Annotated in this window: 14 protein-coding genes and 1 pseudogene; 8 read left to right on the top strand and 7 right to left on the bottom strand. The window is 37.7% G+C overall.

Going from position 1 to position 14817, the window contains the following annotated elements; translation table 11 throughout:
- From FTV52_RS09635 to FTV52_RS09605, 7 genes and pseudogenes are all read left to right on the top strand, one after another.
- A pseudogene (locus tag FTV52_RS09635) lies at positions 1 to 119 on the top strand (IS30 family transposase); the annotation flags it as partial.
- A 62-nt stretch (positions 120 to 181) separates the two neighbouring features.
- A complete protein-coding gene (locus FTV52_RS09630) occupies positions 182 to 1450 on the top strand; it encodes an O-antigen ligase (RefSeq protein ID WP_179990723.1) in 1269 nt (422 codons plus the stop codon).
- Positions 1451 to 1456: 6 nt separating this feature from the next.
- Positions 1457 to 2206: a DUF4184 family protein gene (locus FTV52_RS09625; protein ID WP_179990722.1), complete on the top strand. Its 750-nt coding sequence runs from the start codon at positions 1457 to 1459 to the stop codon at positions 2204 to 2206.
- A 209-nt stretch (positions 2207 to 2415) separates the two neighbouring features.
- Entirely contained in the window at positions 2416 to 4200 is a 1785-nt protein-coding gene (gene aspS / locus FTV52_RS09620; RefSeq protein ID WP_179990721.1) for an aspartate--tRNA ligase, read from the top strand.
- A gap of 115 nt (positions 4201 to 4315) precedes the next feature.
- Positions 4316 to 4534 (top strand): hypothetical protein, encoded by a 219-nt coding sequence (locus FTV52_RS09615; protein ID WP_034686420.1) that lies wholly within the window; start codon positions 4316 to 4318, stop codon positions 4532 to 4534.
- A 30-nt stretch (positions 4535 to 4564) separates the two neighbouring features.
- Positions 4565 to 5431: a lysophospholipid acyltransferase family protein gene (locus FTV52_RS09610; RefSeq protein WP_179990720.1), complete on the top strand. Its 867-nt coding sequence runs from the start codon at positions 4565 to 4567 to the stop codon at positions 5429 to 5431.
- Between the two features lie 44 nt (positions 5432 to 5475).
- Positions 5476 to 6576 (top strand): glycosyltransferase, encoded by a 1101-nt coding sequence (locus FTV52_RS09605; protein ID WP_179990719.1) that lies wholly within the window; start codon positions 5476 to 5478, stop codon positions 6574 to 6576.
- Here the strand turns inward: FTV52_RS09605 and FTV52_RS09600 are convergent.
- The 4 genes from FTV52_RS09600 to FTV52_RS09585 are packed head-to-tail and all read right to left on the bottom strand — an operon-like array spanning position 6565 to position 9969.
- Positions 6565 to 7617, bottom strand: coding sequence for a glycosyltransferase (locus FTV52_RS09600; protein WP_179990718.1), 1053 nt, complete (start codon positions 7615 to 7617; stop codon positions 6565 to 6567). The two genes, FTV52_RS09605 and FTV52_RS09600, sit on opposite strands and share 12 nt — an antisense overlap.
- A 6-nt stretch (positions 7618 to 7623) precedes the next feature.
- Entirely contained in the window at positions 7624 to 8436 is an 813-nt protein-coding gene (locus FTV52_RS09595; protein WP_373683421.1) for a glycosyltransferase family 25 protein, read from the bottom strand.
- 2 nt (positions 8437 to 8438) lie between these two features.
- Complete coding sequence (locus tag FTV52_RS09590) at positions 8439 to 9182, bottom strand: hypothetical protein (RefSeq protein ID WP_179990716.1); 744 nt, start codon at positions 9180 to 9182, stop codon at positions 8439 to 8441.
- A 16-nt stretch (positions 9183 to 9198) separates the two neighbouring features.
- Positions 9199 to 9969 (bottom strand): glycosyltransferase, encoded by a 771-nt coding sequence (locus FTV52_RS09585; protein ID WP_179990715.1) that lies wholly within the window; start codon positions 9967 to 9969, stop codon positions 9199 to 9201.
- A gap of 193 nt (positions 9970 to 10162) precedes the next feature.
- On the opposite strand from FTV52_RS09585, the gene FTV52_RS09580 reads away from it, so the two are divergent.
- Positions 10163 to 11332, top strand: a complete 1170-nt coding sequence (locus FTV52_RS09580; protein WP_179990714.1) for a nucleotide sugar dehydrogenase — start codon at positions 10163 to 10165, stop codon at positions 11330 to 11332.
- Positions 11333 to 11459: 127 nt separating this feature from the next.
- On the opposite strand, the gene ilvC is transcribed toward FTV52_RS09580, so the two are convergent.
- The 3 genes from ilvC to FTV52_RS09565 all read right to left on the bottom strand — a co-directional run bounded on the left by ilvC (position 11460) and on the right by FTV52_RS09565 (position 14815).
- The gene (ilvC, locus tag FTV52_RS09575; protein WP_168419090.1) at positions 11460 to 12476 is read right to left on the bottom strand and encodes a ketol-acid reductoisomerase; all 1017 of its coding nucleotides are present in this window, start codon (positions 12474 to 12476) and stop codon (positions 11460 to 11462) included.
- A gap of 123 nt (positions 12477 to 12599) precedes the next feature.
- A complete protein-coding gene (gene ilvN / locus FTV52_RS09570) occupies positions 12600 to 13091 on the bottom strand; it encodes an acetolactate synthase small subunit (RefSeq protein ID WP_004974986.1) in 492 nt (163 codons plus the stop codon).
- On the bottom strand, positions 13088 to 14815 hold the full coding sequence (locus tag FTV52_RS09565) for an acetolactate synthase 3 large subunit (protein ID WP_019836444.1): 1728 nt from the start codon (positions 14813 to 14815) through the stop codon (positions 13088 to 13090). The genes ilvN and FTV52_RS09565 overlap by 4 nt, the downstream gene beginning before the upstream one ends.
- Positions 14816 to 14817: the final 2 nt, after the last annotated feature.

Raw genomic sequence — 14817 nt, 5'->3', positions numbered from 1 at the left:
CAAACGAACAAATAGAGCAGATAGAATTTGCACTCAACCATCGTCCTAGAAAAACACTAGGTTGGTATACACCGAGTGAAGTTATGGCTGGTTTTTATACTGTTGCACTTGCCGCTTGAATCCGCCAATTAAGATAATTATACTCTTTAATATATCAACAAATTTTACACCCATTTTCATCATGACAAATTTACTTAATTTAGAAAAAACTTTTTCTTTATTATTAGCTCTATTTTTCCTAACTTTTTTTGTAAACTTAGTGATTGATGATGGAGTTAATTGGTCTCTAAACTATGTTTTATTGACACTATTTATAATTTTCATTACTTTACAAAAAAAAATATATATTAGTTTACCTATTTTTCTAACCTTAGCCCTTCCATTTATTTCCATATATATTATCAATCTATTCTTCCATAATGACCAAATATCAAATAACCATTTTTTCGATCAAAAACTAGCCCCTGATATGAACAATCAGTTCCTATATGCACTTGCTTTTTTAATGTTACCAACCATTCTATTAAATATTAAAAAAAGTGAAAATATTTTTCTCTATATTATAAATATTGGAGGAGTTTTTTCTATTATATTTAACGGTTATTTCAATATCATATACAACTTTGATCGAGCATTATTAGTAAAGAAATTTGACGCTATAATATTATATGATGCTTCTATAGCTTCTTTATCCATACTTATGTTAGTTTTCAACCTTGGGAAAAATCAAAAATTTTCGAATATTTTAATTGTTTTATCTCTAATTAACTTATTTCTAATAGTCGCACATGGCAGTAGAGGTACTTGGTTAGGAATACCATTAATACTAATCATCCTGAGCTTTTACTATTTTAAGTCTCAACGATCAAAAGTCTTATTAACCTTATTAACATCGTTCATCCTTACAGGTGTTTTGTTTTTTCTACCTAACTCACCCATTCAGAAAAGATTAAATGCTTTTCAACAAGATACTTCTCTAATTGAAAAAAATAACTATCACTCTAGTACTGGTACTCGTATATTCTTATGGAGTTATGCTGTTGACGAAATGTTAAAATCTCCTATATATGGTGTTGGAGCAAAAAAATTCAGAGATAATATTTGTGAGCAACAAGCTAAAGGACTCTTACCTGCTTGTAATCCACATGCGCATAATATTTTTTTCCAGTTCCTGGCCTCTAATGGGCTAGTTGGCTTATTAGGTATTATTTCTGCATTTTTAATTCCTTTAATTTTTTATTTTTATAAACTATTTCAACCTTCAACATCAAAATCTCAGCATCTTTCATTAATGGGAATTTGTTTTACAATATTTTTTTCTATTTGTGGATTAACAGATTTTTTGTTTTTCATGCACTTCCCAACCATGTTTTATTTTTTAATAACAATAACACTTATGAGTTTATTAGAAATGTATCACCTAGAATCATCTAAGAATCATGTAAAGTAAGCATATATGCCCTTTACCTTATCTCATGCTGTACTTGCGCCACCGCTAGCTAAACTCTCAGGACAACGGCTACCTATTGCTGCACTTGCAATTGGCTGTATGCTGCCAGATTTACATCGCCTGTTTACCCTACGCCAAGACCCAACGCCACATTTATGGTCGGCCTTGTTTTATCCAAACTTATTCTTGGGCCTTATATTCTGTGCACTTTGGTATCTGGTATATCGCCCTGCGTTGTATCGCTTTGTGGGAATACATCACCCTCTAAATTTGAATCATGCAACATCCGTATTGGGCTTTGCTTTGGTGACTATCTTCAGCTTATTACTGGGGAATGCCACGCATTTAATTTGGGATGGTTTAACCCATCACGACTTTCGCAGTTTTGCCTTTCAGGATTTTTTAGCACAGTCGGTACAATGGGGAGCTCAGACTTATCCGATGCACCGCATCTTGCAAATTGGTAGCTCTATTTTGGCCCTGCCTTTTTTATTGTGGATGAGCCTGCATTATTATAAGAAGCATCGGCAAATCAAACCTGTCAGCATCAAAGTTCGGGGCTATGCAGTCGGCCTTATTACACTGTCTGTCGCTTTGGGCTGTTTCTCTCTTTGGGATTATGCACGGCATATCCCCGATGCACTTTGGCAGGAGGAACTGTATTATTTTACAGGGCGTGCCATCAATGAGTTTAGCCAAGGGGCTTTACTCATGTTCAGTTTAGGTTGTCTGTTATTTTTGTTTTTGGATCGGTAAGGGTAGATAAAATAAAGTCAAAGCTCATCACTTTATCCTGAATCTTGCTGCATTATCCTATTTCAGACACATTCCTTGTAAAAACCCACTGTTTTTGCAGCAGGTTCTTGTAGCCACATGCCCAAAGAGGCATAATCCTACCTTTGCTAAAGGCGGTGCGCTGTTTACGTATTCGCTTCCTTAACCCATATAGTTGGATTTTTAACGCTATGATGCGAACTCATTATTGCGGTTCTTTAACCGAAGCTCAAATTGATCAAACTGTTACCCTATGTGGCTGGGTGCACCGTCGTCGTGACCACGGTGGTGTGATCTTCCTAGATATGCGTGACCGTGATGGTCTTGTGCAAGTCGTGATTGACCCAGACACTCCAGAAGCATTTGCAACTGCAGACAAAGCACGTTCAGAATTTGTATTAAAAATTACAGGTCGTGTACGTCGTCGCTATGCAGGCACAGAAAATGCCAATATGGTCAGTGGACAAATTGAAGTTTTAGGCAAGGAAATTGAAGTTCTTGCAGCATCTGAAACGCCTCCGTTCCCATTGAACGATGAAAATACCAACATTTCAGAAGAAATTCGTTTGAAATACCGTTTCTTGGACATCCGTCGTCCAGAAATGTTAGATCGCTTACGTTTCCGTTCTAAAGTGACCAACCTGATTCGTAACTATTTAGACGATCATGGTTTCTTGGATGTTGAAACCCCAATTTTGACACGTGCCACCCCTGAAGGCGCACGTGACTACTTAGTGCCAAGCCGTGTATCTAACGGTAGCTTCTATGCGCTGCCACAATCTCCACAATTGTTTAAACAATTGTTGATGGTGGGTGGTATTGACCGTTATTACCAAATCGCAAAATGTTTCCGTGATGAAGACTTGCGTGCAGACCGTCAGCCAGAATTTACTCAAATCGACATTGAAACATCGTTCATGAGTGACGATGACATTATGGATTTGATGGAAGGCATGACCGTGAAGATGTTCGATGAACTTCTAGGCGTGAAATTCGACAAATTCCAACGTATGCCATATTCGGAAGCGATGCGTGATTATGCGTCTGATAAGCCAGACCTGCGTATTCCACTGAAATTAGTAGACGTTGCAGACTTGATGCAAGACGTTGAGTTCAAAGTATTTGCTGGCCCAGCGAAAGATCCGAAAGGTCGTATTGTTGCGCTTCGTGTTCCTGGCGCGGGTTCATTGCCACGTAGTGCAATTGATGAATACACTAAATTTGTAGGCATCTATGGTGCGAAAGGTTTGGCGTATATTAAAGTCAATGAGCTTGAAAAAGGCATTGAAGGCTTACAATCTCCAATTGTGAAATTTATTGAGCCAATCGTGCTTGATTTATTAAAACGTGTAGGCGCTGAAAATGGTGACATCGTATTCTTTGGTGCAGATAAAGCCAAAGTAGTAAACGATGCGATGGGCGCACTTCGTGTCAAAATTGGTCACGATTTAAACCTTGCAACCTGCGAATGGGCACCGCTTTGGGTCGTTGATTTCCCAATGTTTGAAGAAACTGATGATGGTAAATGGACCTCTGTGCATCATCCATTCACTTTGCCAAAATCAAGCGTTGAAGATGTGAAGAGCAATCCAGGTGAAGCTTTATCTGTCGCGTATGACATGGTATTGAACGGTACTGAAATTGGTGGTGGTTCACTGCGTATTTATACTTTAGAAATGCAAAAAGCGATTTTTGAAGCTTTAGGTATTGAAGAAGAAGAAGCCGAAGAGAAATTCAGCTTCTTACTGAATGCATTGAAATACGGTGCGCCTCCGCACGGTGGTTTGGCATTTGGTTTAGACCGTTTGGTGATGTTGATGACAGGTGCTTCGTCTATTCGTGATGTGATTGCCTTCCCGAAAACTAAGACGGCTGAATGTCCATTGACTCAAGCACCTGCACCAGTTGAGGCGACTCAATTGCGTGATTTAGGTATTCGTTTACGTGACAAACCAAAAGCAGAATCTCAAGAATAAGTTTTGAGCGTTTCAGAAAAACCCTGCAAATTTGCAGGGTTTTTTTATGAATTGAGATATGGTCTAGCTAGTGGCATAATAGCGCTTCGTTTTGAATTTTGAGTTGAGCGTTACTATGGCTATGCGTCCTGCAGTTCGTAATCGTGGCATTATGCTAATTGTATTTGCTGTCGCTCAATGGTTGTTCATGCGTTATATTCTGGCCAATAACCTGTTTGCCTTAGACACCAATGACCGCATTTTGTACTTTAGCTTAAGTTCTATTGGCGGTGCATTTGTGATTTTTGTGGGGCTGATTTATATGGTATTGGCGGGGAATGCGGATAAACAATAATTTCTATATATAGCGCTCAGATTTCTATTTATGTATGCTTTGCTGAAGAATTTTTCTCGTCTTCCGTTAAGAATCATTCAATCTATTGCAAAAGCTGTAGGTTCCCTGCTGTATTATTCAAATTCTTCCGCAAGAACCACCACCGAAATCAATTTAAAATCAGCTTATCCTGAACTTACAGATGCAGAAAGACAAAGCCTAACTAAAAAAAGTCTTAAAAGTCAGTGCATGACTTATGCTGAATCTGTAAAAATTTGGGGCTCATCTACAGAATATGCTCTTTCGTTGATTAGAGATACTCATGATGCTGATTTATTTTTAAAAGCTTTAGAAAACCCAAATGGCACTTTGGCTGTTGTTCCACATTTTGGAACTTGGGAGCTGCTCAATGTATGGGTCAATCAGCATACATCTCCTGTCATTATGTATAAACCTAGCAAAAATAAAGATTTAGATCGGTTTATGCTAGAAGCACGTCAGCGTTTGAATGCGACTTTAGTCCCTACCGATGATACAGGTGTACGCGCGCTATTTAAGCATTTGAAGCAAGGTGGCTTTTCTGCAATTTTACCTGACCATGTACCTAAAGAATCTGGGGGTATTTACTCTCCTTTTTATGGTCAAAATGCTTTGTCTTCAACTTTACTTTCTAAGCTTGCTGCAAAAACGCAATGTGCTGTGATTGGTTTAAGCTGTTTAAGACGTGATGATTTATCGGGTTATGATATTTATGTAACCGAATTATCAAATGATATTTTATCTAAAGATTTACAACTTTCTGTAGATACTTTAAATAAAGAAATGGAGCGCATGATTAATGTCGCTCCAGAACAGTATTTGTGGGGATATAAGCGCTTTAGGAAGTTGGAAAATGACAAAAGTTTATATTACTCATAGTAAAAATTAGCTACTTAAATTAAAACTTAAAAATTAGGTTTAAAATGAAAGATCAGAAAAAAATTCTTTTTATTATTGATCATCTTAAAGGTGGTGGTGCAGAAATTATGACTCTTAATCTTGCAAAAAAACTGCAAGAGAGAGGCTATGAAATAAACATCATAACCTTAATTAATATAAATAATTATAAAGAAAAGACTAAGAGCTTCAATATTCAATCTATTGATTTTCCTACTAAATTTGTTGGTGGAAAGTTATTAATAGACAAAAAATTAGAATCTAGTAAGAAAGAACAACTCCAGTCTCTTATTGATGAAATAAAACCTGAAGCTGTTATATTAACTATTTGGTATGCATATTTAAGCATATCATTTATTAATCATCCAAATATATGGATATGGTCACAAGCAGACATTCTTCCTGAATTTAATAAAACTTCAAATCCGATTAAAATATTAAGAAATATATATAAGAAGAGAAAATTTATTAATAAATTTAAGGAAGTGTTTTCAAACAAAAATTTTATCGTACTTAATAAAGATTTAAAATTGAAATATTCTCAAATTTTAGAGAATTCTAATATAAATGTTATTTATAATGGATTAAATTTAAAAGATACAATACAATCTGAAAAGAAAGAAAAAGTATGGGATATTTGCTATGTTGGTCGTTTATCACCTTCCAAACAAATTGAACATGCTTTATTTGCTCTAAAAAATTCTCATATTATTAAAAATATGATTATTATTGGTGATGGAGCAAGAAAAGACAAACTTTTAAAATTAGTCAATCAACTAAATATTAGCGATCGTGTTCATTTTACTGGCTGGGTGGATGAGCCTATCGAGTATATTAAAAAGAGTAAAATATTAGTTCTCCCTTCTCAGACAGAAGGCTTCGGTCTTGTTATTGGAGAAGCTCTATTAAATGGCACTCATGTCGTTGCATATAATTGCAGCGAAGGAGTATCACATCAATTTTTTACCCCTGATATGCAACGCGGTCTAGTACAACCAAATAATCGTGCAGAATTAAAAAATTCTATCGAAGATATATTAGAAAATCCATATCAAATTCCCCCAAACTTATCAAAACGTTACGATATTAAAGAGATGGCTGATAAATTTATTAAGTTAATCGATTAACCGTATATATTCCGCAACAGCATAACTTTGGGTAAAAGATGGATTCAAATTTTTTGAATAATTATCTACCTCTTTTAATGCTTGATTGATTTTAAGCGAAAGTTCAAAAATATTGCCTACAGCAACGAGATTATTAGCTTGTAAAATTTCATTGGGACCTGAAGGGCAATCAGTACTTATAACGGGAATACCCAAAGCTAAAGCTTCTAAAATTACTAAACCCAACCCTTCAAAATCAGACGACAAAACCATAAATTTTGCATGCTTAATATATGGATAGGGATTTTTTTTGAAGCCTGTAAAAATAACCTTGCCTTCTATCCCTAAATCTTTAACCAATTTTTTAGAAGTTTCTAATAGTTCACCAGTCCCGACCAAAACCAGCTTTTCTTGAACATTGGCTTTTGCATAAGCTTTAATTAAAATATCATGTCGTTTCTGTTGCTTAAACTTTCCAACATTTACAATATATGGTTTTTCAATATCAGGAATATATTCATTTGCTGTTGAAACCACTTGTTCCACATCAATCGGATTATAAATTGTAGTAATCCGACTTTTTGAGCCAAATACTTTAATAAAGTCTTTTTCGACACCCTTACTTACTGCTACACAAGGCTTGGCTAAATAAACTTTATCCAACTGTTTTTTCATTCCCTCTAATCTTTCACCATATTCTAAACTCGTCGTGTTATGAATGACTAAATGAACATTCGGTAACTGACTTTTTGATAATATAAAATCAACAGGAAATAAGTTTGATAGGACAAGATCAGGGATCCCAATATTTTTAATAACAAACCGATCAAATGCTTTTGCTGCAAAACTGGCACGCATAAATTTAGGAATTGCACGATACTTTTGATAATCAAAAAAGTGAAGTTTTACGCCCTCAGGAATCGGTAAATCAATAATATTTTTAAAATAAACAATATGTGCTTCATGACCTGCATCAATTAGGCCCTTTGCCAAGGTTAAAGCAAAACGTTCAGCGCCATTTCCCTGTAAAGTAAAAATGGCTAATACGATTGTTTTTTTCATGAAGCACTAATCCTGAATAAATTTTTCTTGATCTAGATTGATCAATCTTTTTTCTGCCTTTCCCATGACCTGCAAATATCGTATAGCCATAGTTATTTGTCCCGCTAACCGCCTTTTTTTAAACTTGTATTTTTCTTTGATAGAGATGAATTCAGGTTTAAAGTGTTCAGAGCGCCCAATGGTCGAATCAAAACTCTCTTGTTGTAAGAGACCATAAGCGCCAAGCTGGTCTTCTTGAATAATCACTGCAGGTTCAACTTGCAAACACTGTAACTCATAAGCCGAAAATATAAATCCATCTGCAATTGCTGGTGCTGTTTGCGCCAAACGATTTAATAATTTTTGCGCGCCACTCGGGTAGAGGATATAACCTGCTGCTCCAGTACGATCTTGATATAATTCATATAATTTGACCTGAGTAGAACCTAAGATACACACGGGTGTTCGACTAATAATTTTTTTACGACTTCTTACTTCTAGATTAATTAAGTCCACATCTGAAAATTGATGCTGTTCAATTTCGTTTAAAATTTCTTTTGTATTGGAAGCGAATACGGCATCATCTTCAAGAATTAAACAGGGCTGATTCCTTTTTATTACTTCTTCCCAAGCTTTTTGGTGACTGAGAAAGCACGCTACCTCAACTTTACGCAAAGGCCTTTGCCAGCCAAAACCAAATTTTTGGTATTGTTCTTCACTCAGATCAGCAACTGAAAATGCTTCTAATATTTCAAAATCCAGTCCTAATTTCCCAAATTGTCTTTTTTGAAAATCACGACGATCCTGTGAACTTTTTAAATTGATAATTAAAGTATTCACAATTACCACCACCTGGTTTTTTCACGCGTATGACGCTGCTTAAAACGGGAATAGACATTATTATTTTGCTCAAGCTGAAGCCGATCAAAAATTTCCAGTACAATTTGCCCAAGTGGATGAATATCGCAGATCTGTTCCAAACGCCAGCGCATATTCCGTAAAGTATCATCTGTGCCTACCGAAAATGCAGATGTACCGTCAAATAGTGCATAACGCTGGTTTTGTAATAAATGCTGATGTTGCTGATTTACTACTAAAGACTGATCACATAAAAAACGCTCAGTTTCCTGTAGTTTTAAAGTATTAATAAGAACCACAGCATTCATAAGAATCGCTTTTAAAGCAATATCTTCATCAAAATCAATAAAAGTATCACATGCTGAAATTAGCCAGCGGATATTTAGCGACTGTATAAGAAAATCCCGTTCAGTCATCCATAATGCTTTAAATTTCGCATAATTATTTTGAGTATCAACCTCACGGCGAATCAAGACAATCAGACTGGCATGGTAATAATTTAATTTAGGCTGCCCAATAAATTCTGATTGCAGCTGTCCGATATGTTCATTGAGATCTTTGGCTGAACCATGCGTATAATTCGGAGTATCGCCCGCGATCATTTCAGTTTTTAATTGCTCAATATCAATATCATCGAATTGGGCATAAACCTTGTCAGCACCAAAGCGACGCTGATGTCGGCTAAATGAAAACCATTGTTCAAACTTACTTTTCTTTCTTACAGGCATAAGTATTCTCTAAAGCTTACTGCCAAGCCTCTTTAATCCAATCCGATGGTAATACATAACGATACCATTTCCCCCCACCACCATGAATTGCATCAGGCGGGTTAATTTCACCATGGAAGATAATAATTTTTACACCATCTGGCTTTACAGGTGGCTTAAAATAAGCCATCGGAATTTTTTGCAAACAATGATATTTATAACTTTTGCACCAACTGTCTGGCCAGTAAGTTAACTTTTTCTCTTGATCTACATACCAAGATAAATATGCTTGCTCATTACGGAACTTTTGGCGAATTTCATCAAAATGTTCACGAAAATATGGCAATAAACCAGGAAATGCACCTAACTTAAAACGATATACTGAACTGTTGCCCGTAATACGCCACGGACGCTTCCAGTCATGAATAATCAAAAAATCACCTGGATGGGTAAAAAAACCATCAATATTATCAACAATCACCACATCTAGGTCTAAAAACAGAGCATTACCTGTTAAACCATATAAATCTGGCTCAAAGGTCGAAAGCTTGTTCCAACCACGTTCAGGTGCACCTTCAGGCAATGCAAGTGGCGGAATCGGGAAACATTCTACATTTGAATCAATACCTTCAGTACGATCTGTCAAACACACCATTTTAAAATCGACTGTGGTATGTCGCTTCACCATATTATAAAGACGATTCACATACTCAGACCCGTATTTTGTGCCCCATTTCATACAGATCACAACATTCTGCTCAGTCAAATTATCTACCTGAGCCTTTAGGTCATTTTGATTCATGTTCATGCATCCATTATCCACCCGTGCAATTTCAATATCATACCATTAACACGCCATAACTGAGATGCTTGCTTTTCATTTCTGCACAGTTTAACGCAAATCTTTCATAGAAATATAAACTTCACCAAACCGTCATCGAGCTTGAATAATTTTTCACCACATTAAAGGCATATAAAATCTACAAAAATCTATATTAAATATGAAAATTGCGATTGCAGGTACAGGTTACGTCGGTTTATCTAATGCCATGATTTTTGCTCAACATCATCAGGTCGTGGCTTATGATCTCTTAGAAGAAAAAGTTAAATTACTTAATCAAAAAATATCTCCTATTCATGATCCTGAAATTTCTGAGTTTTTAACAAAATCAGAATTAAATTTTCAAGCCACACATTGCAAAGTCGATGCCTATCAGCATGCAGATTTTGTGATTATCGCTACGCCTACTGACTACGACCCAGATACCAATTACTTCAATACGCAAAGTGTTGAAGCAGTCATTCAGGATGTATTGGCTATTAATCCTTTGGCAACCATGGTGATCAAATCCACTGTACCTGTAGGCTTTACCCAGCAGATTAAGAAAAAATATCACACCGAAAATATTATTTTTTCACCTGAATTTTTGCGCGAAGGTAAAGCGCTACATGACAACCTTTATCCTTCGAGGATTATTGTGGGTGAAAAATCAGAACGTGCCAAACTTTTTGCGAATATGCTGTTAGAAGGCTCCATCAAAAAAGACTGTCCGGTGCTGTTTACCGACGCTACCGAAGCCGAAGCCATCAAGTTATTTGCTAACACCTTCTTGGCCATGCGTGTTGCCTACTTCAATGAATTGGACACTTATGCTCAAATTTATAACCTAGACACGCGACAAATTATTGATGGTGTATGTTTAGACTCACGTATTGGTCAGTTTTACAACAATCCATCCTTTGGTTATGGCGGATACTGCCTCCCTAAAGACACCAAACAACTGCTCGCAAATTACGCACAAGTTCCGAGCAACTTGATTAAAGCAGTAGTAGACGCCAACCAAACCCGTCAAGAATTTATTGCAGAATCCATTCGTAAGCGTGAACCTAAAATAGTCGGAATTTATAGACTTACCATGAAAAGCGGTTCAGATAATTTTCGTGCCTCGGCAATACAAGGCGTTATGCAATATCTCAAAGCTTACGGGATTAAAGTAATTATTTATGAACCGGGGCTACAGCAGAAAAAATTTCTCAACTCTAAAATCATTCATGATTTAGCCGAGTTTAAACAACGTGCCGATTTAATTGTCTGTAACCGTAAATGTTCATTGTTGCAAGATGTACAAAATAAGGTTTATACGCGTGATGTATTTGGAATGGATGATTAAAACACGCATACAACTCATCCCTTAGCACACGAATTTTAAATATAAGGTACGCTCCAGCAATTACTCCCCCCATAAAAAAGCCCTTATATAAAATAAGGGCTTTTCAAGATAAAGATTAAATTAAAACTTAGTTCTTTTCTTTATCTACAATCTTGTTCGCTTGGATCCAAGGCATCATTGCACGTAACTTGTTACCAGTTACTTCGATACCATGTGCAGCGTTTTGACGACGACGTGCAGTCATAGATGGATAGTTCAACGCACCTTCTTGGATGAACATCTTCGCATATTCACCAGATTGAATACGTTTAAGCGCATTACGCATTGCTTCACGAGACTGTTCGTTAATCACTTCAGTACCAGTGACATATTCACCATATTCAGCGTTGTTAGAAACTGAATAGTTCATGTCTGCGATACCGCCTTCGAACATCAAGTCAACGATCAATTTAAGTTCGTGTAAGCACTCGAAGTAAGCCATTTCTGGCGCATAACCAGCTTCAACCAAAGTTTCGAAGCCCATTTTAACCAATTCAACAGCACCACCACAAAGAACCGCTTGCTCACCAAATAAGTCAGTTTCAGTTTCTTCACGGAAAGAAGTTTCGATGATACCAGTACGACCACCACCCACGCCTGAAGCGTAAGAAAGTGCAACATTACGCGCGTTACCAGAAGCATCTTGGTGAATCGCGATCAGGTCTGGAACACCTGAACCACGTTGGTATTCAGAACGTACTGTATGACCAGGTGCTTTAGGTGCAACCATGATTACGTCTAAGTCAGCACGTGGAACAACTTGGTTGTAAAGAACCGAGAAGCCGTGTGCAAATGCAAGTGTCGCGCCTTGTTTGATGTTTGGCTCGATTACGTCACGATAAAGTTGTGATTGAAACTCATCTGGAGTCAAGATCATCACAACATCAGCTTGAGCTACAGCAGCAGGAACTTCAGCAACTTTAAGACCCGAATTTTCTGCTTTTTTCCAAGAAGTAGAACCAGCACGTAAACCTACAGTTACGTCTACACCAGAATCTTTAAGGTTAAGCGCGTGTGCGTGACCTTGTGAACCGTAACCAATGATTGCTACTTTCTTAGACTGGATGATAGATAAGTCGCAGTCTTTATCGTAAAAAATTTGCATTGCTGTCTCCGCTAAAATGCTTTGGATTCCTATCTTGCTCAAATGCAGGTCTATTCGCATTTGAGCAAGCTCTCCATCCTTTGAGATGGAATGAATTCGATGAATAAAATTAACTAAATTCAGTTAAATGGTTAAAACTTTTTCGCCACGTGCAATACCAGACACACCTGAACGCACAACTTCTAAGATCGTATTTTCTGCAATCGCATCAATAAAACCGTCAAGTTTTTCAGTTGTACCCGCAAGCTGTACAGTATAAGTGGTCGGTGTAACATCTACAATTTGTCCACGGAAGATGTCTGCTGTGCGTTTAATTTCAGCACGTGCAGCGCCAGATGCTTTTACTTTAATCAGCATCAATTCACGCTCAATATGTGGACCTTCTGACAAGTCGACCACTTTCACCACTTCAACCAATTTGTTTAATTGCTTGGTGATTTGCTCAATTTTATGATCATCACCATACGTGGTCAGTGTTAAACGTGAAAGCGTTGGGTCTTCGGTTGGTGCAACGTTTAAAGTCTCAATGTTATAACCACGCTGAGAAAATAAACCCACTAAACGAGAAAGCGCACCTGATTCGTTTTCAACGAGAACGGAAATAATGTGTCTCATTCTGTACGCTCCCCTTTACCTAACCACATATCTTTCATAGATTGACCCGCAATTTGCATCGGATAAACGTGCTCTGTACGGTCAACCATTACGTTAATGAATACACATTTATCATTAATCGCCATTGCTTCTGTAAGCTTAGACTCAAGCTCATCGGCATGGTTAATCTGAATACCCACATGACCATAGGCTTCCATCAATTTAGGGAAGTCTGGCAATGAGTCAACATAAGAACTAGAGTGACGACCTTCATAGTTCATGTCTTGCCATTGTTTAACCATACCTAAAGCTTGGTTATTCAAGCACAAGATTTTTACGTTTAAACCATATTGCTTACAAGTAGAAAGCTCTTGGATACACATCTGAATAGATGCTTCACCTGTAATACATACAACCTGTTGATCTGGATAAGCCAGTTTAGCCGCCATTGCATACGGTAAACCTACGCCCATTGTACCCAAACCACCAGAGTTCAACCATTGACGTGGACGCTTGTACTTGTAGTAGTTCGCGCCAAACATTTGGTGCTGACCTACGTCAGAAGTAATGATCGCATCACCATTGGTCACTTTGTCTAAAGCTTCAACTACTTGTTGTGGCTTCATGCTGCCATCAGTTGGCTTGTCATATTTCAGACCATGAACTTTGCGCCACTCATTGATCTGATTCCACCATGCAGCAATTGCTTCTGGATTTGGCTTAGAAACATTTAACTGTTTCAGCTGCACTAGCATTTCCTGAAGTACAGGCTCAACTGCGCCCACAATTGGAATATGTGCCATAATGGTTTTTGAAATCGTCGCAGGGTCGATATCAATATGAATCACTTTGGCATTTGGACAGAATTTTGCAGGGTTATTGGTTACACGGTCATCAAAACGCGCACCAATACATAAAATCACATCGGCATTGTGCATGGTCATATTGGCTTCATACGTACCATGCATACCCAACATACCAATAAATTGTGGATCATTGCCCGGGAACGCACCCAAGCCCATCAATGTATTGGTTACAGGGAAACCTAAAATGTGTGCAAGTTCAGTCAATTGCTCAGATGCATTGCCTTGAACCACGCCACCGCCTGAATAAATAACAGGGCGTTTTGCATTCAACAATTCATCAATTGCTTTACGAATTTGACCTGAGTGACCACGATGCGGTGGCTGATACGAACGCATCTTCACTTTTTCTGGATATTCGTAAGCAAATTTTTCCGCTGGGTTGGTTGCATCCTTTGGAATATCAACCACAACAGGACCCGGACGGCCTGAAGATGCAATATAGAAAGCCTTCTTAATCACTGAAGGAATTTCACTTGCATGGCGCACTTGGAAACTGTGTTTTACAATCGGACGTGAAATACCCACCATATCGGTTTCTTGGAAGGCATCTTCACCAATTAAGTGTGTTGCAACCTGACCAGACAAAATCACCATTGGGATTGAGTCCATATACGCAGTTGCAATTGGAGTTACTGTGTTGGTTGCACCAGGACCTGAAGTCACTAGCACTACACCAGTTTTACCTGTTACGCGCGAGTAGGCATCTGCCATATGACCAGCAGCTTGCTCATGGCGCACGAGGTAATGATTAATTTTGTCTTGTTGAAAGAACGCATCGTAAATATGAAGTACTGCGCCGCCTGGGTATCCAAAAACATGCTCAACGCCTTCGTCCGCCAATGCGCGAACGAGCATTTCACCACCAGATAAAAGTTCCAACG

It is taken from the genome of Acinetobacter sp. YH1901141, assembly GCF_013416935.1.
Lineage (GTDB): Bacteria > Pseudomonadota > Gammaproteobacteria > Pseudomonadales > Moraxellaceae > Acinetobacter > Acinetobacter towneri.
This window is presented reverse-complemented; position numbering and strand designations above follow the sequence as displayed.